Here is a 25,294-nt window from a genome sequence, read left to right on the forward strand (position 1 = left end):
ATAACCCGGATTCCCGGATTGCCCATGGTTCTCTGGAACGGTGGGCAATGCAGGTATCCGGCCTTGACGATACCTGAGTTCTTTCAGGCAGAGGCTCCGGTTTTCTTTCAACTGGGAACCGCACAAAGCAAAAAAATTCCGTTTTAAGCGGGATCTATCAAAAAAATAAAGGTGGTTTTCATGACATCCATGCTCTTGTACGACACCACCCTCCGGGATGGGGCCCAGGGCGAGCACATCAATTTTTCCGCTGACGATAAAATGAAGATCGCCCGCCGTCTGGATGAGATGGGCTTTCATTATATAGAGGGCGGATGGCCGGGAGCCAATCCCAAGGATACGGCCTTTTTTGAAGCGGCCAGATCCGTATGCTTTAAAAACGCCAAACTTGCTGCCTTTGGCTCCACCTGCAAGCCGGGGGTGAAGCCCGAAGATGATCCCATTCTCCAGGCCCTGGCGGAGAGCGGTGCGCCGGTCATCACCCTTTTCGGAAAAACCTGGGATCTCCATGTGATCCGCATTATGCAGAACACCCTGGAGGAAAACCTGCGCATGATCCGGGAATCCGTGGCCTGGTTTGTCTCTCTTGGAAAAGAAGTGATCTATGATGCCGAGCATTTTTTTGACGGCTACAAGGACAACCGGGACTATGCCCTGAAAACCCTGGCTGCGGCCTGGGAAGGAGGCGCTTCCGTGCTGGTTCCCTGCGACACCAACGGCGGCACTCTGCCCCATGAGATTGAGGCGATTTTTAAGGATATGCAGGCCTGGCTGAAGGAGCGTTTTCCCGAGGACTCCCGGCCTTTGCGCTTCGGCATCCATGCCCACAACGATGCCAGTATGGCGGTGGCCAACTCCATTACGGCTGTGCGCTGCGGGGCTGTCATGGTGCAGGGAACCATCAACGGGTATGGCGAGCGCTGTGGCAATGCGGACATGACTTCCATCATGCCCATACTCCAGTTTAAGATGAACATTCCCTGCCTTACAACGGAGCGCATGGCCCAGCTGAAAAGTCTTTCCCGCTTTGTCAGTGAGACGGCCAACGTGCCGCCTCTGAACAGCCGTCCCTTTGTGGGAAAAAGCGCCTTTGCCCACAAGGGAGGTGCCCATGTGTCCGCCGTGCTCAAGGAGCCCAGAGGGTATGAGCATATGCTGCCGGAGCTGGTGGGCAACGAGCGGCGGGTGATCATGAGCGATTATTCGGGCAAGAGCAATGTCACCTACAAGGCCCAGGAAATGGGCATTGACATGGGTGGCGTGGATTCACGGGAAGTGGTTTCCGAGATCAAGCGACTGGAGCAGGAGGGCTTTCAGTTTGAGGCTGCGGAGGGTTCCTTCAGGCTTCTGGTGGAGCGCATGGCCGGGCGTTTCAAGCCCCGTTTTCAGCTGAAAAATTTCCGGGTCACCGTGGAAAAGGACAAGGATCGTCCTTGCCGTTCCCATGCCCTGGTGCACATCGATACGCCCTATGGGGAGGAGATGAGTGCGGCTTCCGGAGATGGTCCTGTGTCCGCCCTGGACAATGCCCTGAGAAAGGCTCTTGAATGCTTTTACCCGAGGGATATGGCCCACATGCAGCTGGTGGATTACAAGGTTCGGGTGCTGGACGGGGCAGGGGGCACAGCCTCCAAGGTACGGGTTCTCATTGAATCGAGGGATCCTGCCACCATCTGGAGCACCATCGGCGTTTCCGAAGACATCATCGAAGCCAGCTGGCAGGCCCTGGCGGACAGTTTCCACTGCAAGCTGGGTTCCGCAGACTAGGAAGATCCGGTCAGCGGAGACTTTGTATTTTAAGACATTTTTTGAAAGGATACAGGCCCTTGAGCCCATGGAGCGTACACGCCGCAGGACAGCAGTTCCCCCTTGTCCTGCGGCCCATGCTTGACGCATCGGGAAACGAGCTTCTGCCATTCTGGAATTTTGAGGATTCTGTCTGACGTTTTCTGACCATTGTCTGGAAAGAGGGCAGTCATAAAAAGACCTGTCCTGAAAGGATATTCCGATGAACAAGCGTGTCATCATTTTTGATACCACCCTGCGTGATGGGGAGCAGTCGCCCGGCGCCAGTATGAATACCCAGGAAAAGATCCGCATTGCCAAGCGCCTGGAAGAGCTGGGGGTGGATGTGATTGAGGCGGGTTTTCCCGCAGCCAGTGAAGGTGATTTTGATGCCGTGCGCCGCATTGCCGCCTCCGTGGAGCGGGTGCAGGTGGCGGCCCTGTGCCGGGCCTCCAAGGCAGACATTGACAAGGCCTGGAATGCCATCAAAGAGGCGAAACACCCCCGCATCCACACCTTTCTCGCCACCTCCGATCTGCACATGAAGTACAAGCTTCAGATGGATCCGGACACCGTGGTGGCCAAAGCCGCCGAAGCGGTGCGTTATGCCAAAACCTTCACGGACAATGTGGAGTTTTCCGCAGAAGACGGCTCCCGTTCGGATAAGGATTTTCTCTGCCGGGTTTTTGCCGCCGTGATTGAGGCCGGAGCCACCACCCTGAACCTGCCGGACACGGTGGGTTATGCGGTGCCCGAGGAATACGCGGCCCTGATCCGCTATGTGCTGGCCAACACGCCGGGCATTGAAAATGTGGTGCTGTCCGTGCACTGTCACAACGATCTTGGCCTTGCCACGGCCAACACCCTGGCCGCCCTTATGGCCGGAGCTCGTCAGGCGGAGGTGACCATCAACGGCATCGGCGAGCGTGCGGGCAACACGGCCCTGGAAGAAGTGGTCATGGCCCTCAATACCCGTAAGAACGTCTTTGATCTGGAAACGGGCATCGACACCACCAAGATCTACCCTGTCAGCCGTACGGTGCGGGAGATCACGGGCATGATCGTTCAGCCCAACAAGGCCATTGTGGGGGCCAATGCCTTTGCCCACGAGTCCGGCATTCACCAGGACGGAGTCCTGAAAAACCCCATGACCTATGAGATCATGCAGCCTGAAACCGTGGGCCTTTCCAAGAACAATCTGGTTCTCGGAAAACATTCGGGCAGGGCTGCCATCCGGGCCCGTCTGGAGGCCATGGGCTACAGTCTGGAGCCCGATGAAATCAACGTGATCTTCACTCAGTTCAAAGAGCTGGCGGACAAGAAAAAGAACATTCAGGATGAGGATCTGGAAGCTCTGGTTACGGAAAGGGTTCTGCGGGCCAACGATGTCTTTGAAATGGGAGATATTCAGATTTCCTGCGGCAACACCTTTCATCCCATGGCCGGGGTGACTATCCGGCAGCATGGGGTAATGAAGGGCCCCATATTCACCAGCGGGAATGGTCCCATTGATGCGGTCTTCAATGCCATCATGCAGTTGACGGGCATGTGCCCTGAGCTTCTCCGCTTCACCGTATCCGCCATCACCGGTGGTACGGATGCCCAGGGTGAAGTGACCGTGCGTATTAAAGATGGCGAGAATGTGGCCCTGGGAAGGGGCGCGGATCTTGATATTGTCACGGCCAGCGCGAGAGCCTTCATCAATGGCCTGAACCGCCTTGTCTCCATGCAGCAGAAGCCGGAACGCAGCAGGGAAACCATCTGATGTTTTGCCCCCCCTTTCCATGCAAGCGGAGAGGGGAGGATTCCCTGAAGAAACGATACCATGAAAAGCCGATGACCCTTTAGGGGCCTCGGCTTTCGGGTTTTATGAAAAGAAACCTCGATGCAGATACAAAAATTCCGTAGGTTTTTCCGATCTCCCGGCGGGGCTGTGGTGGCAGGAGCCCTCTTTCTCACCCTGGCGGGTTTTTTCCTTGCGCTGATGGGAGCCCTCGTCAAGGCGGTTTCTGCGGAGCTTTCCAATGCCATGGTGGTGTTCTTGCGGAATTTTGCCACCTGCCTTTTTGTTTTTCCCCAGCTGTTTCTGGGACCTGGCCTGAAAAAGGGCTTGAAAACGGATCATTTTTTTCTGCATTTCCTGCGTTGTGTCAGCGGGCTTGCCGCCATGTATGCCTATTTTTATGCCTTGCGTGTATTGCCTCTGGGGGAGGCCGTCCTTCTCTCCTACACAAGTCCCCTTTTAACGCCCATTGTGGCGCGGATCTGGCTGAAAGAACCCCTGGGTGGGCTGCATGTGACGGGCGGGATTCTGGGGTTTTTGGGTATTCTCTTCATCCTGAGGCCCGGCTTCCATGAGATCCATCCTGCGGCCCTGGTGGCGCTGGTTTCTGCGGCTTTTGCAGCCATTGCCATGGCCACGGTGAGAAAAATGGGGACAACGGAGCCGCCTTTCCGGGTGGTGGCCTGGTTTTCCATTCTGGCCACCTTTTTTTCAGCACCTGCGGCTCTACCCGTATGGGAGACGCCGAGCCTGGGCCTTGCAGGACTTTTTTTCTGCCTTGGCGCCCTGGGGTTTGTGGCTCAGCTCTGTCTGACCTGTGGGTATGGAATGGCCCCTTCGGCGCGTATCGGGCCTTTTACCTATACCACGGTTTTTTTTGCAAGTATCCTGGGGGTCTTGCTGTGGGGAGAATTGCTTCATCCCTTAACCCTGCTGGGTGGTGGGCTGATCGTTGTGGGAGGGATGGTGGCGGGAAGAGCCAGGGGATGAAGTTTTGGGATGGGCTTCCATGTATTTACGGGAGGTAAGAAAGCAGATCATGCTGACATTATCCAGGGCGCAGAGCGTCGAAGAGTATACCCAGGCCCGGGAGATTATTCTGGCCTATCAGGAGTGGCTGGGAATGGATTTGTGTTTTCAGGGCTTTTATGCGGAGCTGGAAGCCCTGGAGACCATGTATGGTCCGCCCTCAGGGGCCCTGATTCTGGCAAGGCAGGAAAATCTTGTGGTGGGTTGCGTGGGGCTCCGGGATCTCGGGGAAGGGATCTGTGAGATGAAACGAATGTTTGTGTTGCCAACGCATCAGGAGAAGGGGCTTGGAACCCGGTTATTCGAAGCCTTCATGGAAACGGCCAGGGAGCTCGGGTACAGATCCGTACGCCTGGATACGGTCCGTAGGTTGAAAGCCGCTCTGCACCTTTATCAAAAGGCGGGTTTCAGAGAAATCGAGGCCTACCGCTACAATCCGGATCCTGAGGTTCTGTACATGCAGCTGGATATAATAAACTGAGGATATGGGGGCTTTTGGGGAGATGGGGGAGCCTTCCTCCGGATTCCAGGGCTTTTCCGGGGGAATCTCTATTTTTCGGGGTGGGGGTCAGGCGCTTAAAGCACAGGGGGTGGGCATCACCCCGCCGGGCTTGAACATTTCTGACATGCTGCCTGTGGCGGTCATGGTGAGGCCGGTAATTTCCATCCAGAGTCTTTCTTCGCCATCCCAGAAATGTACGTTTCCTGTGAGGGTGTGGCTGTCCAGGGTCTCCAGGGTATAGCGGAGGGATTCAAGGGATGGCGGCGTGTCCGTCTGCACAAAGGCTGCGGGCAGACGAAGCCCCTGAATCCGGGTGGGCAGATAGCATTTTCCCGTGTGCTCAAAACCAAAGACACAGGCAAGCTGCATGGCACTGTCAAGGAGAAGGGAGAGGGGATCGGGATGGGCTTTGAGGGTTTTTGCACAAAGCCTTGCCTCCATGCCCCTTTCCCCTGAAAATGCCAGCCGGTCGAGTACCTGATACCGTCTGCCGTGGAAAAGGATTTCCCGGTAAACGGTATCGCTGTTTCTGGGATAAGGTCTTTTTCCCGGAAGCAGGGTCGGAGGGGAAGGGCGGATGCCATCTCTTTCCAGCCTGCCCTGTATCCTTGGAACAGGAGGACTTTTTTCCAGGGAAATGAGGGTGAGAAGAGTGTCCTTTTTCTGAAGGCCGAGGGGAAGGATATCCCTTTCTTCCAGCACACAGCCCTTTAAAAGACGCAGATCCCTTAAAAGATAAAAGGGCTGAGGGAGGCTTTCTCCGGAGCCCTCTTCCTGACGGAGCATTTCACACACAAGGGAGGCAAAGGGAACCACGGCCCTGCCGCCAAGGCTGTGGTCTCTGAATTCAGGATGGGTCTGGAGGGAAAAGACTGCCTCCCTTTTTCTCCCTTTGTCCCGGCTGCCTGCACTGGGCGGGGTTTTCCCACTCTTTTTTTCGCCCTCTTTTTTTCCGGGTTCTTTTTTTTCCGGATCTTTTTTTTCCGGATCTTTTTCCCTGACCCTGCCTGCGGCGATGAGTACTTCGGGGACATCGCCTGAGATCATTTCCTCGCAGAAGGCCTCACAGCCCTCTTCAAGGGGAATGAGGGGGATGCCCTGACGCTGGAAATGCCGGGCCAGGGAAGGGCTCACCATGCCACCCTCCCAGGGGCCCCAGCAGATGGCAAGGCTGCGGCAGTTTTTGCGTTTGAGATCCTCACGCCGGGCCAGGGCATTGAGAAAGGCGTTGGCCAGGGCATAGTCGGCCTGTCCGGGATTTCCTTCGAGACTGGCTACGGAGGAAAAGAAGATCATGGCCTTGAGGGGCTTTGCCTCCAGGGCTTCGGCCATGCGTTTTGCAGACAGAGCCTTCACGCCGAAGACCCGCTCAAAATCTCCTTCCCGTTTATCGACCATGGCCTTGTCCGCCAGCACACCGGCTCCGTGGATCCAGTAGGCGGGGGTGTCCCCTTCACGCTTAAGTTTTTCCATGAGCCCGTTCAGGGCTTCGGCATTTTCAAGGTCGCAGGAAAGATAGCGGGCCTCGCATCCGAGATTTTTCAGCTTCTGAAGGGTTTCCCGGATGGCCCGGCCGTTCATGAGGCTGCGGAAGGCCTGATCCAGCTCTTTGGGGCTTGGGGTTTTTCCGTTGAACAGATGGCGGAGCAGGGCCTTTTTCACCTCTTCTTCCGAGCGGATACCGGAAAGCCAGAGGGGTTCGGGCCTGGGCTCCGGAGATCTGCCCGTAAGGAGGATGCGGCAGGGATACCGGCGGGCCAGGGCTTCCACACAGCCTGCGGTAACCCCGTAGGCCCCGCCTGTGACCAGGAGAAGATCGTCCCTTTCAGGGGGAGTAAAATGGGCGGTCTTTTCCCCGGCACCCAGGGCCTGAAGCCGGGGCGTGCGGATTTTTCCCTTGGGCCCGCATCCCAGGAGGAGGGGGCCTTTTCCAAAGAGAAGTCCCGGGAGAAGGGCCTTTGGGTCTTTCACCTCCAGGGCCACATCCAGAAGGCGCAGGGAAATTTCCGGCCATTCCTTTTCAAGGGTGCGCAGAAGGCCGCCGAGACTCTGGGTTTCCAGGGAAGCGCTGAAGGGATTCTTCTGGCCGAGCTGTCCGTCGCTGCGGGTGAACAGGGTGAGGGAGCAGGGCGTTTTTGCTGCCAGGGCCTTTTTTCCCCAGGCGGAAAGAAGGCTGAAGAGTTCTTTCAGGGCCTGATCTCCCTTGTGACGGTCCCAGGGAATGAGGAGATGGGCGTGGAAGGGAGGCTCCGTGGCATTTGGGTGAAAAAAGAGGGGCGGGTTGCCGGAGAAGGTGTTTTTAAGAAGGGTGAGATCCGCTTCATCTCCGAAGTTTTCAAGAATGGCAAGGGATGGGGGAAGGGCTGTCCGGGAAAGCTCCGTTTCCTGAAGGGGCATCTCTTCCCAGACCATGCGGCTTCGCAACAGGCTTACCGGTGTTTCCGGGCCGGGAACTTCTTCAGGCAGGTTTCCGGGGATTTCCTTTTCAGGGGATGGCATGGAAGTACTTCCCTGCGGCATTTCCGCTGGACGCGGGCCTTCAAGAAGAGCTGCGATGCGGCGCACGGTTCTGCATTCCTGAAGGGTTTCCTGGGGAACTGTTCCGAGAACGGGATAATGACCTTCCAGCTCCGAGAGGATTTCCACCCGCTTGATGGAGTCAATGCCAAGGTCGGCCTCGAGATCCATGTCTTCCTGGATCATGTCTTCGGGGTAGCCCGTCTGGCTGGCGATGACGGCCCGGACCCTTTCCATGGGTCGGGGTTCCTGGCTTTTGTCCTGAACCGGGGGACTCTGGGCCGGGGGAAGATGCCTTGTCTGCATGTCCTGCGGGGTGACCAGACGGGCGATGGCTGCGATGGTGCGGGCCGTGACGAGACTTTCCTGGGGCAGGGTGGCCAGTACGGGATAATGGCCTTCCAGCTCGGAGAGGATTTCCACCCGCTTGATGGAGTCGATGCCAAGGTCGGCTTCCAGATCCATGTCCTGCTGAATCATTTCTTCGGGATACCCCGTCTGGCGGGAGACGACCCCTGTGATGGCGGCCATGGCCGCAGCCGGGGTGATGAGGGTGGCAAGATCCTGGGAAGGCGGGGCGGCTGTGTTTTTTTCTGCGTCGGGATCGGAAAGAAGGGTGAGGAAGGCGGCCAGGGTGCGGGCTTCGGCCAGCACATCCGGCGTGAGGGTGGCGAGTTTTGGAAAATGGGCTTCCAGCTCCGAGAGAATTTCCACCCGCTTGATGGAGTCAATGCCAAGATCGGCTTCGAGATCCATATCTTTCTGGATCATGTCTTCGGGATACCCCGTCTGACGGGATACGGTGGCAACAAGAAGGGTGAGGATGGCATCCTGCTGTCCGGCTTGTTCGGGCTGAGGTGCTGTGGCCTGAAGGAAAGTCCCATGGGCGGAGGCTTTTTCCACGGATTTTTCTTCCGGAAGGTTTTTTTTCTCTGAAAAGGCCGTCTGGAGCGCTGCCGGAGCCAGGGCCGGACTTTCGGGAGGGGAGGCCCAGGGGGGCTGGATGGACGCTGGATTCCTGTCGGGTTCTCCGGCACCAAGAACCGCTCCGCCCATGGTGGCAAGGAGACGTTCCAGGGTGCGGCCTGCCTCGGATTGCAGGGAGAGAAACTGCTCGTGGGCCCGGGTGGTCTGTTCCTGAAGGCTTCGCAGGGTGTGAAGGCCTTCCATCAGCAGGGTCTTGTCCATGGGGGCTCCTTGGGGCCAGGGTTCCGTGTGTGTGGATTTTGAAGAAAAACGCTGTTCCGCATAAGAAGCTGCAAGGGGCATCCGGGGCTGGCCGCATAGCCCCCCCCCTGGGGGGCCGCTGGAAGAGGCGGGAGATGGGGAAGAAAAAGCCTTTTCTTCCTGGCCCATTTTCGGAAGGGCCTGGGGATTTTCCCGTGGGGAAGCCGGTACTCCGGGTTTTTGGGCCGCGGGGGATTTTTCCTGTCCTTCCGGGCCTTTTGGGGCTGGAGCTGCGGCTTTTTTCATGGATTTTCCGTTTTTGCCGCCGGGTTTGAGATTGGCACCGGAGAGCCAGACCGTCATTTTGCGTCCGGGATTGGGGGGAGGATCGGGAAGGCCTGCCCAGTCCACCCCATAGCCCAGGGCCGACAGGTAGCAGAGGAGGTTAAGGAGATCCCGGTCTCCCTCGTTTTTGCCGGAAGAGGCATCCATGGCCATGCAGTGAACGGTTTCCGATTCGAGAATGGCGGAGGCAAGGCCGGTGAGCACGTTTTTGGGGCCCACTTCCACAAAGGTGCGGATGCCGCTTTCAAAAAGCTCCCGCACGTTGCGGATGAAGCGGACGGGGGAAAGGAGCTGGGAGGCAAGGATTTTCCGGATGTCCGCCTTCCCTTCGGGATAGAAGGTTCCTGTGGCGTTGGCCATGACGGGAAGGACGGGGCTTTTGGGGCTTAAGGCTTCCAGGGCCGCCTCAAAGGGTTTTGCCGCATCTTCCACCAGAGGACTGTGAAAGGCTGCGGCAACGGGAAGGCGGATTCCCCTTATCTTGTGGCCCTTCAGCACCTTGGCCGCATGATCCAGGGCAGCGCTTCCGCCGGAAAGCACGCACTGGGAGGGGCTGTTCTCATTGGCCAGCACCACATCCAGATTTTCCTTTTCAATGAGGCTGCGCAGGGTTTCCACATCGCCCTTCACCGCCATCATGCCGCCCCGGTCTCTGGGATCTTCCGGATCTCCTGCCATGTATCGGCCCCGGAGAACGGAGAGGCGGAGGCAGTCTTTTTCGGAAAAGACTTCCGAGAGGGTCAGGGCGGGAAGTTCGCCGTAGCTGTGGCCGCAGGCCGCATCGGGCCGGATGCCGAAGCGTTTAAGGATCTTTGCCATGCCAAGGCTCACGCTGCCGATGGCGGGCTGAGCAAGATCCGTGCTGCGCAGGGCCTCCTCCTGCTCTTTTGCTTCTCCTTCCAGGGGGAGGATGACGCGGGAAAGAAGGCCATTTTTTCTGTGATCCGCCCCCTTTTCCCTTAAGGCCCCATCCCCGAGCTCAAGGCTTTCCCGCATTTCCGGGAAAAGACAGGCCAGGGTGCGGCCCATGCCCGGATACTGGCTGCCCTGTCCGGGAAAGAGAAAGGCGAGCTTTCCGGGGCTCTCCCCCTTACCGAAAAAGACGGCACCATGAACGCCTTCTTTTTCATCCTGAAGAAGGGTTTTGGCCTGGGAGAGGAGAGCCTCAGGATTGACTTCCGGATCCAGAATGAGAAGAAGCCGCAGCTTGTGGCCTGCTGAAAATTCCTTTCTTGAGAGGGCGCAGATTTCCTGAAGCAGCCGGGGTTCCCTGGCATCAAGATGCTCAAGCTTTGAAAGGCCCGCAAGGAGAGCTTCCTTTTGGTCGCCTGAGACACAGAAGACCTCATGGTGAAAATCCCAGGCCAGGGTTTTGTTTTCTTCCCCGTATTCTTCCAGAACGGCATGGTAATCCGCCCCGCCAAAGCCAAAGGCGCTGACGGCGGCCCTTCGGGGGCGGCCGGGTTCCGTGATCCAGGGAAGGGCCTTTTCCAGCATGCGGAAACCGGAGTTTTCCATGTCGAGATCCGGGTCTGCGGGAAGATGCTTGAGGCTTGCCGGCAGAATTTTATGGTAAAGGCAGAGCACCACCTTGATGAACCCCGCCGTACCTGCGGCTGCCTTGGTGTGGCCGATGTTGGCCTTGACGGAAGACAGCACACAGGGCCGTCCTTCCCGCCCACTCCCGTACACCGCCTGCAGGGCTTTGAACTCCACGGCATCGCCCACACGGGTGCCCGTGCCATGGGCTTCCACCAGATCAATGCTTTCAGGCGCAAAACCTGCTTCTGCACAGGCCTTGCGTAAGGCCCGCATCTGCCCTTCGGCACCTGGCGCGTAGATGCTCTGGCTTTTGCCGTCGCTGGCCGTTCCCATGCCCTTGATGACGGCATAGATGCGATCCTCATCTCTTTTTGCATCCTGAAGGCGTTTCAGCACCACCATGCCCACCCCTTCACCGAGAACGGTGCCGTCGGCCTTTTCGGAAAAGGGCCTGGCATCCCCGGAGTGGGAGAGTACCCCGGTCTGGGCAAAGCACATGTGCATGAAGATGTCATTCAGGGTATCCACGCCGCCGGTGATGACCATGTCCGCCTTACCGGTCTGAAGCTCCAGGGTGGCCATGTGCACGGCGGCAAGGGAGCTGCCGCAGGCGGCATCCACCACGCAGTTGCTGCCCCCGAGATCCAGACGGTTGGCAATGCGGCCTGCGATGACGTTACCGAGCAGCCCCGGAAAGGCGTTTTCCTGCCAGGCCGTATGGCCTTCGGCCATGCGTTCCAGAATGGCGGTCTTCTGCTCTTCCGTCAGCCCTTCCCCTTCCAGGGCCTCCTTCCAGATGGGGTGGCTGAGCCGGGAGGCCAGCGGCACCACCAGTTCCTGGGTGCCGGTCGCGCCGAGGATCACGCTGACCCGGGAGCGGTCGAACTCCCGGCCCTGGGGATAGCCTGCGTCGTCCAGGGCGCATCGGGCTGTGACAAGGCCGAGAAGCTGGGAGGTGTCCGTCACTTCAAGGAGGTTCGGCGGAATGCCGAAGGCCGCAGGATCAAAGGGATAGGGCGCAAGATACCCCCCGCGGGTGCAGTAGGTCATGTCCGGAGCGCCGGGGGAGGGCGCGAAATAGGCATCCTTTGGCCAGTGGCTGGGCGGTACCTCACCGATGGCATCAAGGTTGCGGAAAAGAAGCCTGAAAAAGGCTTTTTTGTCCGGGGATGCGGGAAAGAGACAGGCCATGCCGACAACGGCGAGATCACAGGGTTTTGGCGTAAGGGATGCGGTCATGGACGTTCCTGGTAAATGAGGTCCTGTTGAAGGGTTCCGGGTGATCAGGATGCGGATGTAAAAGAATCATCATGGGGCCAGCATGGGTTCAAGCACTTCAGGGCGCATGGGCAAAATTTCGGCCAGATGGGCGGGAAGGGCCGGATACTGGGTTTTCAGCATAAAAAAACGGGTGCGGATGGCGGCTCCGGCAAGGAGGTTGAACGCCACGGTACGGATGCGCCGCTCTTCGGGTCGGGCCAGGAAGCTCCCTTGAGTCCAGGCGTTGAAGGCTCCCATGGCAGGGCCGCACCAGATCTGGTAATCCACCTTGCGGTCACTGAGTCCCTGAATGGCCCAGAGGGAGGCCTGACCCAGGTAGGAGCGGAAAAGAAGGGCCATGCGGTGACGGGGATCCGCCTGGGCGCGGGAGAGCTGGGAGGGGTCGCGCTCCTGGAAAAAGGACTGGGTGGAAGCCCATTCCGCAGCCAGACTTTTTTTGAAGATCTTGGTTTCAAGGAACTCGATGGCATCCGGCGGCAGGGCTTCGATGGAAGGGTATTCCCGGTAAAGGCTGTAGAGCTTCTGGGCACGCAGGGCGAACATGGTTTCCCGTTTTAAGACCTGCACCCTTCCGCCCATCTCGAACATGTCCGCCGCTGCCGTCATGGTGACATCCGCCTGTTCGCAGCGGGCCAGCATGTCCCGCACCACATCCGAGGTGCCGGATTCCACACAGGCCTGATGTACGGAGCCCACCAGCACATAATCCGCCCCAAGGGCAAAGGCCGCTGCTGTGGAAGCCGGTGTGGCAATGCCGCCCCCAAGGCCTACGCAGGGTCTGTGAGGGAAGTTACCCTTCTGCACCATGCGATCCCGCAGGGCCTGGATGGCGGGAAGCAGGGCCAGGGCCGGGCGGTTGTCCGTATGGCCACCGGAGTCGGCTTCTGCTGTGATGTCGTCTGCCATGGGAAGGCTTGCGCCGAGGAGGGCTTCCTCTTCGCTGAGTCTCCCTTCGGCCACAAGCTGGCGCAGGAGTTTTTCCGGAGCAGGCTGGAGGAATTTCTCCGCGATCTCCACTCTGGACACCTTGGCAAGGATGCGGTTTTTGGGGGTAGCAAGGCCCCTTTCATCCCTGTGAACACCCTTTATCCTGTACCAGACCAGGGCGGGGGTCATGCGCATGAAGGCTGCGGCACAGACAGAAGAGATGCCGTGGCTGAGATAGAGCTCCGCAAGGGCCATTTCCCCTTCGGGGGAGCCGGGCTGGTGCAGAAAATTAAAACCAAAGGGAAAGGGTTTTTCCAAAGCCTTTTTTTTCAGAAAGAGAATGGCCTCTTCAATGCGTTTCAGGGTGCAGCCGCCTGCGCCGAAAAAGCCCATGCCTCCTGCCCGTCCTGCTTCCATGACCATGGCTTCCGAAGTGATGCCATTGGCCATGGCCCCTGCGATGTAGGGATATTTTAAGCCATGACGGGCGATAAATTCCGGGTTGCCAAGCTTTTCCGGAGAAAGGGGAGGGGCTGCGGCAAGAAGGGGAAGATCGCCGGGCTGCTGCCGGAACTCACCGAGAAGGGCTGTTCCGGAGGTGCGGGCCTCAGGGCCTGAGGCTCCAGCCACCAGATAAAAGGGCTGACGCAGGTCAAAAAGGGCGCTTTGCAGATCCGAAGGCTCTGGGCTGTCAGGCGCTCCGGGCCGCCAGAGGCCCAGAGGGGGGAATGAAAAAGGGCTTGTCATGGGTATCCAGTAAGGGGCCTTTCAATACGGCCTGGCTGATGGGTTGCAGAAAAGTCGGGTCAGAAACATCGGGATGTAAGCTTTATAGGATGTACCGAAAGGCGGGGCAGGTGTCAAGGAGGGGGAAAGAGGCTGTTGGAACACTGTTCATTGGACGGATGTTTTTTTCTTTGTTCCTGTTGATTTTTTTGGGAGGTCCAGGAAAATAATAGACCGTTCGGTACATTTCTGCTAAGGGATTTCCATGGAAAAAGAAAGCCTGAAAAAGGAAGACCTGAAGAAAGCGGCCATGACCAAGGGAGAAAGCACCCGTATCCACATTCTGGCCACCACCCTGAGGCTGATCAACACCCAAGGGTACCATGCCACCACCCTTCGGGACATCACCGAGGCCACAGGGGTGCAGAAGGGAAATCTTTATTTTCATTTTCCGGGAAAGGAAGCCCTGGTGGCGGCCCTGGTGGACTGGGCCTGGCAGGAGTACCGCGCCTACCTCATAAAGAAGGCGGGTAAGGGGGCCTATGGCCAGCGCCTGCATCGCCTTCTGGACGGAGTCCTGCATTTTCATCGGGAAAACGGCCTTGCGGGGGGCTGTTTATTTGGAAACCTTGCCATGGAAACGGCGGATACCGTGCCCCGTGTTGCAGAGGCCGTATCCCGTGTGCTGGATGAAAGCCTTCGTGGCCTGGGGCTCTGGATTGAGAGGGCCATGGAAGACGGCTCTCTTGCCCCTGTGGATGCTTCCCGTACCCTTGCCCTGCGCATCCTCACCAGCCTTGAGGGTGCCATACTGCTGGCCCGGCTGAAGCGGGACATCTCCATCCTTGAAACCTCTGTGCAGGGCCTGAAGGTGGCGCTCTGTCCTCCGGCCCCGGCCAGCGTCCTTTTACCCCTAAGGAGAAAAAGCAATGGAAACCCGGATACATTATAAGGTCTGTCCCTTTTGTGAGGCGGGATGCGGCCTGGAGCTGACCCTTTCGGGTGAAAAGGTGGTGCAGGTGCGCGGCGATAAGGCCCATGTGCTGAGCCGGGGCTTCTGCTGCCCCAAGGGTATCGCCTTGAAAGAATTTCACGAAGATCCGGATCGTCTCAGAATGCCGGTGATCCGGGAAAGAGGGGGCTTCCGGACCGTGGACTGGGACACGGCCTTCCGGAAGGTGGAAGAAGGCCTGGGGCGGGTGCGGGCGGCCCATGGCAAAAACAGTGTGGCGCTTTATCTTGGCAACCCCAATACCCACACCATGGCCGGAGCCCTTTTCATGGCGCCCCTGATCCGGGCTTTACAAACCCGGAACATTTATACGGCCAGCAGCGTGGATCAGATTCCCAAACAGACGGCCTGCGGTTTTCTCTATGGAAGCCCTGTGGCCATTCCTGTTCCGGACATTGACCGGACAAAGCTTTTTGTGATTTTCGGCGGCAATCCCCTCGTGTCGGGCGGCAGTCTCATGACGGCTCCGGACATGCGACGCCGCATCCGGGAACTTCAGGAGCGGGGAGGCACCTGCATTGTGATTGATCCCATGCGTACCCGCACGGCGGAAGTTTCGGACATCCATCTGCCCATTCTGCCGGGAACGGATGTCTATCTTCTTCTGGGTCTGATCCGGCATCTTTTTGAAAAAAACGCGATCCGCACGGAAGCCTTTGGCGAGAGACTCCGGAATCTGGAGGCGCTGAAAAAAGCGGTCAGTCCCTTTACCCTGGAGCGGGCCGCAAGGGTCTGCGCGATGAAGCCGGAAGCGGTTCAGGATCTGGCAGACCGCATTGCCTTCACAAGACCCTCTGCCCTCTATGGCCGCATGGGCACATCGGTGACGGCCCATGGCACCCTCGCTTCCTGGGCCATTGAGGTGCTGAACCTTCTTACCGGCAACCTTGATGCTCCGGGAGGCACGGGCTTTCCCCTGGCCGCCCACATGCAGGCGAAAGCCGCGTCGAGAAAGGGTTTTGTCACGGGGCGCTGGCACTCACGGGTTTCCGGAGCGCCCGAGGTCATGGGGGAGCTGCCCGCCTCCGTCCTTGCCGAGGAAATGGAAACTCCGGGGGAAGGCCAGATCCGTATGCTCATCACCGTGGCGGGCAATCCCGTCATCGCACTGCCGGAAAGCGGGCGGGTGGATGCCGCCATCTCAGAGCTGGATTTCCATGTGGCGGTGGATTATTACATCAACGACACAAGCCGCCATGCGGACGTGATTCTGCCTCCCACCTCTCCCCTTTCCCAGGGCCACTATGATTTTGTTTTCCATGGCTTTTCCGTGCGTAACACGGCAGTGTACAGTGCTCCGGTCTTTCCCGTTCCGGAAGGGGAAAAAGCCAAGTGGGAGATTCTGGCACAGCTCGCCCTTCTTGCGGAAGGAAAGGGAGGGGATACGTCGCCGGAACTTGTGGAAGGAAGGATTCTGGAGGGGCTTGCGGATAAGGTGGTGGCCGCTCTGGGAGAAAAGTCCGGCGTGACGGCCGGGATGCTGATTCAGGGCCTTACCCCGCCGCCGGGGCCGGAGCGGATTCTGGATTTTCTTTTAAAAATCGGTCCCTATGGGGATGCCTTTGGCATGAAGCCCCAGGGGCTTTCCTTTGAAAAGCTGGCCGCACTTCCCCATGGGCTGGATCTTGGGCCTCTCAAGTCCCGGCTCAAAGACGTGCTGGCCACACCGGACGGGTGCATGGATCTTCTGCCGGAGATTCTGGCGGAAGACATCCGCCGTCTGGACAGGGCAGAAGAGAGGATGCATCGTGCGGACCGGCCCTTTCTCCTCATCGGGCGGCGTCAGCTCCGCACCAACAACTCCTGGATGCACAATCTCCCATCGCTTCTGAAGGGAAGCCGCTGCACCCTCATGGTGCATCCCGAGGATGCCAGGAATTTAAATCTGAAGGAAGGCGGGATGGCAGAGGTTTCTTCCGACGCGGGAAGTCTTGAAGTGCCCGTCACCCTGTCGGAACGCATTATTCCGGGTCTTGTGAGTCTGCCCCACGGCTGGGGGCACCAGTATCCCGGTGCAAGGCTTTCGGTAGCCGAAACCCATCCCGGCGTGAACACAAACCGCCTTACTCCCCGTGCCATGGACCCGGTTTCGGGCAATGCCGTACTGAACGGCATCCCCGTTTCCATCCAGCCGGTATCTGACGAAAAAGGAGAACACGCATGACCCCCAATCCCCCCATCGGGGTATGGAAGCCCGTTGCGGGTGTAGACCCCCACTGCTTTGCCTGCGGAAAGGACAACCCCCATGGTCTCCGCATGACCTTTGAAACCGACGGAGAGCGCTTCCGTTCCCGCCTCACCGTCCCCCGCCATCTGCGGGGCTGGGACAGTCTTGTCCACGGCGGGGTGCTGGCCACCATTCTGGATGAGGCCATGTCCTGGGCCGCCATTCATCTGCACAGACGTTTTATTCTGACAAAATCCATGGAAGTGCGCTTCCGAAAGCCGGTGCGCATTGAAACGGAACTTACGGTGTACAGCCAGGTGCTGGAGCGGCGCAGTGAGCGTCAGGTGACCATGCAGGCCGATATCCTGGATGCAGAAGGGGACATCTGTGCCACGTCAACGGGGGCTTTTGTGCTGTTTACAGCGGAGCAGTTTGGGGAGCTTGATCTTATGGAAAGAAAACAGCTCTCGGAGATGGCGGACTGGCTGGAGTAGGAAGATCAGGATTTTTATCGGAATTTTAGGTTGTCGTTCTTTCAGAAATGATCCAATATATATTCTTGTATCCTCATCTTAATCAATCTTTGAGAAATGTTATAACCCGAAAAAATGGAAGTGTAATAAATGAAAATCAAATGGTTACAAAAGATGTTCTCAGCTTTTGTGCTTGTTTCCCTGTTTTTTTTCCTGGCGTGTTCGGAAAAAAGTGAGGCCCCTTCCACGATTGAACGTATCCGAAACTCCGGGGTTCTGCGTGTCGGAATGGAGCCGGGTTACATGCCTTTCCAGATGATGGACAAGCAGGGGACACTCATGGGATTTGATGTGGATCTTGCTCACCTTCTTGCGGAACGCATGGGTGTCCGTGCGGAATTCATACGTCCAGAGAAGGGTTTTTCGACAATTCTTAACGATCTTGAAAGAAAACGTTTTGATCTGATTCTCAGCGGAATGACCATTACCCCGGAGCGTAATCTCAGAGTGATGTTTTCAGACCCCTACATCATCGTCGGGCAGGCGATTCTGGCTAATATCAAACACAAGCAACAGATCCGTCATGCTGAGGATTTCAACAATACCACCTACCTTATTGCATATATGAAAGACACAACAGGTGCTGCGGCCGTTGATAAAATTTTTCCGAGGGCCCGGCGTATCGCTGTAGCGACCCAGGAAGAAGGTGTCCGCATGGTTCGTGAGGCCCGCATTGACGCTTTTGTTTATGATCTCCCTGCTTTTGCCACGCTCATGGCCAAAGAGGGTGAGGATGCCTTTCTTTTCCTGGATCAGCCTCTCACCTTTGAGCCCCTTGGCATGGCACTACACTTTGATGATTTTCAGCTTCAGAACATCGTGAACAATTTCATCCGTCAGATTCAGGCTGACGGTACCTATGACACCCTTTACGACCGATGGTTTCTCCAGAAAGGGTGGTTCCAGAGAATGTAGGCATACCCTTCTCTCTTTTTTCCCCGGCAGCATTGTGGCACAGGAAATATGACTGTTTGGGAAAGGATAACAACCCGCAGCGGGAGTGCCTCCGTACAGGAGGGTTCTGTTCTGGAGGGACAACAGGCATGATGCGTTTATCCATATTCCAAAAACAATGTTACCGAAGTGCAAAAGGCCACAGTGCCCATTCCTGTAAAACAATTCTCTGTGTCCTGGGTTTCTGTGTGCTGCTGCTTGCCAGCTCTGGAAGGGGTTGGGCAGAGGAAGGAGGGCAGGGCAGGAATCCCGAAGAATTTGAAGTGAAAGAAGGTATGTCCCTTGAGGAAGTCCGCAGGCACCTCGGAATGCCTCGCAACATCACACGTGCGGAATGGCGGTATCCGGATCGTATCCTTTTGATTGAAAACCAGCAGGTTGCCTGCATCATCCGCCCATCCTGCACCGGAAAATGGGCCAACTGTCATGGGTATCGCACCCGTTCCCCGGAATGTCTTCTACCCTGAACACCTTATGATTCAGGTGTTACGGACAGCCATCTGCTCATTTTGCCGGAGACGGAGTCTATTGTCTTCTGGGGCCGATCCGTTATCCTTTTTGAAAAAAAACGCGATCTGTAGGGAGTCCTTTGATGACAGGCTTCGGAATCTGGAAGGTCTGAAAGGAGCGGCGAGTCCCTCTGATCTGGAGGGGGCCGCAGAGGTCTGCGACATGAATCTGGAAGCGGTGCAGGATCTGCCGTACCACACTGTCTTCACCAAACCCTGTGTTGCATGGGCACATCGATCGCGGTCCATGGCACCCTGGCCTCTTGAGCCATTGAGATGCTGAATCTTCTCATCGGAAACTTCGATACTCAAAGGAGTATGAGGCCGCATCCAGAAAGGGCTTTGTCTCGGGGCGCTGGCACTCACGGGTTTCTGGTTCGCTGAGGTTATGGGTGAGCTGCCCGCGTCCTTATTTGTCGAGAAAATGGAAACACGGGGGAAGGGCAGGTCTGCATTGTTCATGGCGGAGCAGTTTGGGGAGCTTGATCTTATGGAAAAAAAACAGCTCTCCGAGATGGCGGACTGGCTGGAGTAGGAGGTCAGAGCTTTTCATTCGAATTTTAAAAGGCCCCCCGGCTTTCCTTGGCGGAAGTTCGGGGGGTTTTGGCGTAAGGTTGCATGGCCTTTTTTTGATTTACCGTGCGTACATGGTACAGGCCCTGTGCGAAAGCGCTCTTGTTTTTAAAATTTTGTGGGGCTGCCTTATCTGAAAGCTTTTGAATTTGTGGTTTCCACTGAAGAATGTAAGGATCATGGGCCGCAGTACTATCTGTTTTTTGACTCTTTCTCGCCAAAATCATTGGGTTTAGGATATGGTGATCTTATCGTTTTAAAATTCCGGTTTTTTTGGAAAATTTTGGTTTTGAAATCGCCGTTTCCATAACGGATACGGTAAATTACATATGGAACAATAAGGATCCCTCATGACTTCTTCGGCTTTCTGGATGCCCTTCACCCCCATTGAAGCGGCAAAAAATCCTCTGCGTGTGGCTTCGGGCCAGGGTAGCTGGCTTGTCCTTGAAGATGGCAGCAGGCTTCTTGATGGCATTTCCAGTTGGTGGGTGAACCTGCATGGTCACGGAAGAAGGGAAATCGCCGAAGCCATTTACCAACAGGCTTTAACCCTTGAGCAGGTGATTCCCGCAGGACTCACCCACGGGCCCGCCGAGGCCCTGGCCGAAGGGGTCGTGTCCCACCTGCCAGAAGCCCTCTGCCGGATGTTCTATTCCGATGACGGTTCTACTGCCGTGGAGGTGGCCCTCAAAATGGCGGTGCAGTACTGGTGGAATCAGGGAGAAACCCGGCGTACCCGTTTTCTTGCCTTTGAAGGGGCGTATCACGGGGATACCCTTGGGGCCATGAGTGTGGGCGACCGGACAAGCGGATTTTCCGATCCTTTCCGGCCCCTGATGTTTGAAGTTGCCTACCTTCCCTTTCCCTCCACCTGGGAGGGGGATGAAGGGGTGGAAGTCAAAGAGGCGGCAGCCCTTAAGGCCCTGGACATGGCCCTTGCCGAAGGTGCGGACACCCTGGCGGGACTCATTGTGGAACCGCTCATCCAGGGTGCAGGAGGGATGCGCTTTTGCAGACCGGAGTTTCTTCAGGAGATTCAGGCCCGCATGAAGGCCGCAGAGCTTCTTGTGATCTATGATGAGGTCATGACGGGTTTTGGTCGTACAGGGGAATGGTTTGCCTGCGTGAAGGCGAAAACCTCTCCGGATATGGTCTGCCTTTCCAAGGGAATCACAGGGGGCTTTCTGCCTTTGGGGGCGACGGTGGCCACGAAGGCGGTGCAGGATGCCTTTCTGGGAGACCATCCTTCCCGTACCTTCTGGCATGGCCATTCCTACACGGCCAATCCTCTGGGCTGCGCTGCGGGGCTTGCCTCCCTGAAGCTCATGGAAGAGGAGCCCTTCCGGAAGATTGAAGCCTGGCACAGGGAATTGGGAGAAGGGGTAAGAAAACATCCCCGTCTGAGCCGTTTCCGGGTGATGGGCACCATTGCTGCCATGGAACTGCTTTCCGATGGAAGCGGCGGATATTTTGATGCTTCCGGCCCTCTGCTGCGTAAGGCCTTTCTTGATGCGGGCGTGCTGCTGCGGCCTCTGGGCAATGTGATCTATATTCTGCCGCCTTACTGCATTACAGAAGAAGAGCTGGCCCGGATTTATGAAACCATCATATCCGTTGTGGATGCTCTTTCGTCGTGAAGAAGGAAGGCGGCTTTTTCCGATTGCCTGAATATTGCCTCTATCATATGTTTGCACGATATAAAAAATCCGCAGGAAGAAGGTTTGGGAAGTGACCGTCTCCCTTTCCTTTAAGACAATCCCAGAAAAGGAGGCTGTGCCCATGCTGCGATTTTTCGTGACCTGCTTTTTTTTGTCTTTTTTTCTTCTTTTTGGCGCATGCAGCAGCGATTCAGGCAGTCATTCAGATCATTCCGCGGCAATAGCCGAAGGCCGGGCTCTGATACGTGAGATCATGGAAGAAACCGGAGCCATGTCCATATCCGTGGCCCTTGTGGATGGTGAAAGGGTAATCTGGTCTGAAGCCTTTGGCGTTGCGAATCGGGAAACAGCCCAGAGTGCTGCCAGGGATACACTTTACAGTGCTTGTTCCATCAGCAAGGTGCTTGCCACAGTGGCTGTCATGATACTGGTGGATCAGGGGCGTATTTCTCTGGACGATCCGCTCATAAGGCATCTTCCGGATTTTTCCATGCCCCTTGATGAAAGATACAAGGGTATTACGGTCAGGATGCTTTTGAATCACTCCTCCGGTTTACCCGGATATGAGCCGGGGGAAGTTTCGCTATCCCCTATTCCTGACTATGCCGCACGAATGCTCGGGGGTCTGAAGTCTCTGCGCCTCATCCATGAGCCGGGAAGCATCAATACATACAACAACAACGGATTTACCATGGTGGAAAACTTGATCATGGCGGTGACGGGGATGACTTATCCGGAATTTGTTCGCAAGGAAATCCTGGAGCCCCTGGGTATGCAGGCCAGCCAGTTTCAGGATAGCCCCCTCCCCGATGCCGCTTATGCCAGGGCCTATGATGGAGAAAAACCCTTGCATCTCTATACGTTTAACGTCTACGCCTCCGGAGGCCTTTATACGACACCTGAGGAGCTGGCTCGCCTGGCGATGATGGCACTGAGGAAGGGGACTTTCGGTTCCCACCGTCTGCTTTCTGCGCACTCCCTTTCTGCCATGGCTCAGGATCAGAGAGAGGCCACGTTTAATCCTGTGCCTTACGAGGATTTTCGTTTTGGTTTGGGGTGGGATACGGTGGCCCAGCCAGGAATGGCCAAGCTGGGTGTGATGGCCTGGCAAAAGGGGGGAGATTTTGATGGGATGTATAGCACCAATATGCTGGTGCTTCCGGAAGACAATCTTGCTGTTGTGGTTTTTGGGGCTTCAGGATCACGGTCCACGCAGTTTACTCTCAGTCATGCGGTAAAGATTTCGAACAGAATACTGCTGCGCGCCCTTGTGGAGCGTGGGAGACTTGAGCGTATGCCCGAACCGCTTTCTGGGGAATCCCTTCCCGTTCAGGCGGTGCCAGAGGAGGAAAGGAAGGTTTTTGCAGGATTCTATGCGTCATCCCATGGGGTTTTGCGTCTGAGCTACGAGGCGGATGATTCCATTACCCTGGAAGTCTTTGGAGCGGATTGGGCTCCGATTTATCAGAATCTCAGGCTCCGCAGCGACGGCTGGTATGCGGCAGATGGGGAACCTGTCGCAGCTCTGCGTACCCTTACAGTCGGTGAAAACCGCTATATTGCCTTGCGGGAAAGGGGGGCCTCCGACCATTACAGTTATACCACTCTGGTCGGTCAGGGGCTTGATGCGGAATCCTCCATATCCTCAGCCTGGGCAGCGCGATTGGGAGCGATCTGGCTGCCCGTGAACCAGGCTCTCTATGTTCATTTTCCGGTAAAAACAGAAAGTCCCGGGTTCCGTCTGAGAACCATTACCGGATTAAACGGCTATCTCTATGGCAACAAGATTCTGAGGGATATGCGGCCTGCCTCTCCTGGCAGGCTTGACGGTATGTTTTTGACGGTTCCCGATTCAGTACGTGAAATGCAGGATGTTGCATTGGAAGACTGGCGGGGAGAAGAGTGGCTGCGCGTTGGCAGTTATCTCTACCGTCCTCTGTCCGGAGTACCGCTGCTTTCCAAGGGGGAGACCGCTGTGACCATCGGCAAGGAAGCGTTTGCCGAATGGTTTCGTCTGCCGTCTTCTGGCATGCTTTCTGTCACTGGAGCTAAGTTCTGGATACGTTACGACGACAGCGTGACGGAGGTGGCTTCCGGTAGTCAGAACATAAGCATCAATCTTTCTGAATCGGGTGCAGCTTATCTGCTACTTTACGGTGAGGAAGGTGAAACCATTCTTTTTAACCTTACGGAAGGCTGATCTGGGTTTTTGTTCATGCTAAAAGCCTTCACCAGATAAATGGAGCCTGGGAATGGAGGGATGGTTCGAAAAAACAGGAGTAAACCGCAACAGTGAAAAAAACGCGGTGCCGGAGAGTTTGGGATGGTAGAGAACCTTGCGGGTTTCAGGGCTTTGGGGTAAAAAGGCTCTTTAACGCGGGATGAGGAGAAAAAATATGGAAAAAAATGCAGCAGTCGCTTTGGTTACGGGAGCAGGGAAGGGCATAGGCCGGGCCATTGCCGAAGATTTGGGCAGAAGGGGTTTTTTTGTTTTTCTCGCTTACCGGTCAAGCCGGGCCGGAGCGGAGGAAGCCCTGACCGCCATCCGGGAGGCGGGCGGAGACGGAGATCCTGTAGCGCTGGATGTAACGGATGCTGCCGCCTGTGAGACCACCCTGGAGGGACTGATCAAGGAAAAAGGTCGTCTTGATGTGCTGGTGAACAATGCGGGGATGCGAAAAGACGGGCTCATGGTGCGCATGAAAAACGAGGCCTGGGAAGAGGTGATGCGCACCAACCTCGACAGCTTTTTTTACCTCACCCGGCCTGTGGTGCGGCAGATGCTGCGCCAGCGGTATGGCCGCATCATTTCCATTGGTTCCACATCCGGGCAGGCCGGCGTGGCGGGTCAGGTGAATTATTCGGCTTCCAAGGCGGGACTCATGGGGGCGAGCCGGGCTTTGGCCCGTGAGGTGGCCACCCGCAACATCACGGTGAACGTGGTGGCTCCGGGGTTCATTGTGACGGACATGACAGAGGATCTCAATCTGGAGGCCCTTGCAAAGGAGATTCCCGCAGGCCGTCCCGGAAGGGTTGAGGAAGTGGCGGCCCTTGTGGGCTTTCTCGCCTCTCCCGAAGCTTCCTATGTGACCGGGCAGGTGATCGGCGTGAACGGCGGGCTGTACTGATGCCACAGGGCGTACATACAATATGATTTTTTCCGTTTTCAGACGGGAGTGTTTTGGGAAAGGGATGAGAAAAGATGGGATTGAACCCTGAACTGCTGGAAGTGCTGGCCTGTCCCCGCTGTCGTGGTGGGGTGGAGGAGGATGAGGCCAAAGGGGGCCTGATCTGTCGGGCCTGCGCTGTGATGTATGAAATCCGGGAGGGCATTCCTGTGATGCTGCCCGATGCGGCTCTTCCCCTTTCCGAAAGCGGGGCCTGAATGATCCGGAGCATGACAGCCTATGCCAGAGCCTCCTTTTCCGAAGGAGAGCTGACGGCGGATGTGGAAATCCGGACCTACAACAGTCGGAATCTCGATCCCATGATCCGGGTGCCTTCGGGTTTGAGCGGCCTTGAGGAGCGCATCAAGTCCATGCTCACCGCAAGGTTGAGTCGGGGACGGGTGGAAGTGCGCCTCCAGATCCATGATACCGAGGAGACCATGAATACCTTTGAGGTGGACATGGGGCGGGCCCTTTCCTGCAAGGCGGCTTTGGAAAGCCTGAAAACTACCTTGAGCCTGGAAGGTGCGGTGACCCTTGAGCTTCTCATGCAAGCGGGTTCCGGTATTCTGAAAACCGCAGAGCGATCTTTGGATCTGGAGCGCTTCTGGCCTGTGGTGGAAAGGGTGATGCAAGAGGGATTGGACGCCATTGATACCATGCGCGCCACGGAAGGTCGGTATCTGGCGGAAGATTTTCGGCAGCGGCTGCAATGGATTGAAGGAGAGGTGACAGCCATTGAACAGGTTTCCGGTGATCTCATTCCCCTGTACCGCAACCGCCTGATGGAGCGGATGGGTCAGCTCATGCAGGATGCGGGCCTTGAGCCGGATTCGGGAAGGCTTCTGCAGGAGGCGGCCATCCTTGCGGATCGCAGTGACATTTCCGAAGAGGTGGTGCGTGCGAGAAGCCACATCGCCCATTTCCGGGAAATCATGGACGGTCCCGAACCCGGAGGCCGTAAGCTGAATTTTCTCTTGCAGGAGTTCAATCGGGAATTTAATACCATGGGCTCCAAGGCCGGAGACAGCAGCATCGCCCACCGCGTGGTGGCAATGAAGGCAGAGCTGGAAAAGCTTCGGGAGCAGGTACAAAATATTGAGTAGGGCTTGAAGAA

16 protein-coding genes are annotated in these 25,294 nt (G+C 56.8%); 14 read left to right on the top strand and 2 right to left on the bottom strand.

Translation table 11 applies throughout. The annotated features are described in order from the left end of the window. Positions 1-180: 180 nt before the first annotated feature. The 4 genes from cimA to RBR60_RS01520 all read left to right on the top strand — a co-directional run bounded on the left by cimA (position 181) and on the right by RBR60_RS01520 (position 5,078). Positions 181-1,767 carry a citramalate synthase gene (gene cimA, locus RBR60_RS01505; protein WP_320353904.1) on the top strand — a complete coding sequence of 529 codons (1,587 nt, stop codon included), beginning with the start codon at positions 181-183 and terminating at the stop codon, positions 1,765-1,767. A 241-nt stretch (positions 1,768-2,008) separates the two neighbouring features. Further along, complete coding sequence (locus RBR60_RS01510) at positions 2,009-3,550, top strand: 2-isopropylmalate synthase (protein ID WP_320353905.1); 1,542 nt, start codon at positions 2,009-2,011, stop codon at positions 3,548-3,550. Between the two features lie 120 nt (positions 3,551-3,670). After that, positions 3,671-4,558 (top strand): DMT family transporter, encoded by an 888-nt coding sequence (locus RBR60_RS01515; RefSeq protein WP_320353907.1) that lies wholly within the window; start codon positions 3,671-3,673, stop codon positions 4,556-4,558. A 49-nt stretch (positions 4,559-4,607) separates the two neighbouring features. Continuing rightward, the gene (locus tag RBR60_RS01520; RefSeq protein WP_320353909.1) at positions 4,608-5,078 is read left to right on the top strand and encodes a GNAT family N-acetyltransferase; all 471 of its coding nucleotides are present in this window, start codon (positions 4,608-4,610) and stop codon (positions 5,076-5,078) included. 87 nt (positions 5,079-5,165) lie between these two features. On the opposite strand, the gene RBR60_RS01525 is transcribed toward RBR60_RS01520, so the two are convergent. Further along, positions 5,166-11,909 carry an SDR family oxidoreductase gene (locus tag RBR60_RS01525; RefSeq protein ID WP_320353911.1) on the bottom strand — a complete coding sequence of 2,248 codons (6,744 nt, stop codon included), beginning with the start codon at positions 11,907-11,909 and terminating at the stop codon, positions 5,166-5,168. Between the two features lie 69 nt (positions 11,910-11,978). After that, positions 11,979-13,625, bottom strand: coding sequence for a PfaD family polyunsaturated fatty acid/polyketide biosynthesis protein (locus RBR60_RS01530; protein ID WP_320353912.1), 1,647 nt, complete (start codon positions 13,623-13,625; stop codon positions 11,979-11,981). Positions 13,626-13,869: 244 nt separating this feature from the next. On the opposite strand from RBR60_RS01530, the gene RBR60_RS01535 reads away from it, so the two are divergent. The 10 genes from RBR60_RS01535 (at position 13,870) to RBR60_RS01580 (ending at position 25,283) form a co-directional block, all read left to right on the top strand. Further along, the gene (locus tag RBR60_RS01535; protein ID WP_320353915.1) at positions 13,870-14,556 is read left to right on the top strand and encodes a TetR/AcrR family transcriptional regulator; all 687 of its coding nucleotides are present in this window, start codon (positions 13,870-13,872) and stop codon (positions 14,554-14,556) included. Then, positions 14,534-16,780: a molybdopterin-dependent oxidoreductase gene (locus RBR60_RS01540; protein ID WP_320353917.1), complete on the top strand. Its 2,247-nt coding sequence runs from the start codon at positions 14,534-14,536 to the stop codon at positions 16,778-16,780. The genes RBR60_RS01535 and RBR60_RS01540 overlap by 23 nt, the downstream gene beginning before the upstream one ends. Next, positions 16,777-17,277 carry a PaaI family thioesterase gene (locus RBR60_RS01545; RefSeq protein ID WP_320353919.1) on the top strand — a complete coding sequence of 167 codons (501 nt, stop codon included), beginning with the start codon at positions 16,777-16,779 and terminating at the stop codon, positions 17,275-17,277. The genes RBR60_RS01540 and RBR60_RS01545 overlap by 4 nt, the downstream gene beginning before the upstream one ends. Positions 17,278-17,544: 267 nt before the next feature. Continuing rightward, entirely contained in the window at positions 17,545-18,231 is a 687-nt protein-coding gene (locus RBR60_RS01550; RefSeq protein ID WP_320354135.1) for a transporter substrate-binding domain-containing protein, read from the top strand. A gap of 302 nt (positions 18,232-18,533) precedes the next feature. After that, entirely contained in the window at positions 18,534-18,737 is a 204-nt protein-coding gene (locus RBR60_RS01555; RefSeq protein ID WP_320353921.1) for a hypothetical protein, read from the top strand. 965 nt (positions 18,738-19,702) lie between these two features. Beyond that, positions 19,703-20,989, top strand: coding sequence for an adenosylmethionine--8-amino-7-oxononanoate transaminase (gene bioA / locus RBR60_RS01560; RefSeq protein WP_320353922.1), 1,287 nt, complete (start codon positions 19,703-19,705; stop codon positions 20,987-20,989). 142 nt (positions 20,990-21,131) lie between these two features. Next, on the top strand, positions 21,132-23,210 hold the full coding sequence (locus tag RBR60_RS01565; RefSeq protein WP_320353923.1) for a serine hydrolase domain-containing protein: 2,079 nt from the start codon (positions 21,132-21,134) through the stop codon (positions 23,208-23,210). Between the two features lie 196 nt (positions 23,211-23,406). Further along, positions 23,407-24,138: a 3-oxoacyl-ACP reductase FabG gene (gene fabG / locus RBR60_RS01570; RefSeq protein WP_320353924.1), complete on the top strand. Its 732-nt coding sequence runs from the start codon at positions 23,407-23,409 to the stop codon at positions 24,136-24,138. A 74-nt stretch (positions 24,139-24,212) separates the two neighbouring features. Beyond that, positions 24,213-24,395 carry a Trm112 family protein gene (locus tag RBR60_RS01575; RefSeq protein WP_320353926.1) on the top strand — a complete coding sequence of 61 codons (183 nt, stop codon included), beginning with the start codon at positions 24,213-24,215 and terminating at the stop codon, positions 24,393-24,395. Next, positions 24,396-25,283, top strand: a complete 888-nt coding sequence (locus tag RBR60_RS01580; RefSeq protein ID WP_320353927.1) for a YicC/YloC family endoribonuclease — start codon at positions 24,396-24,398, stop codon at positions 25,281-25,283. Positions 25,284-25,294: the final 11 nt, after the last annotated feature.

This window comes from Desulfobotulus sp., from assembly GCF_034006065.1.
Taxonomy (GTDB): Bacteria; Desulfobacterota; Desulfobacteria; order Desulfobacterales; family ASO4-4; genus Desulfobotulus.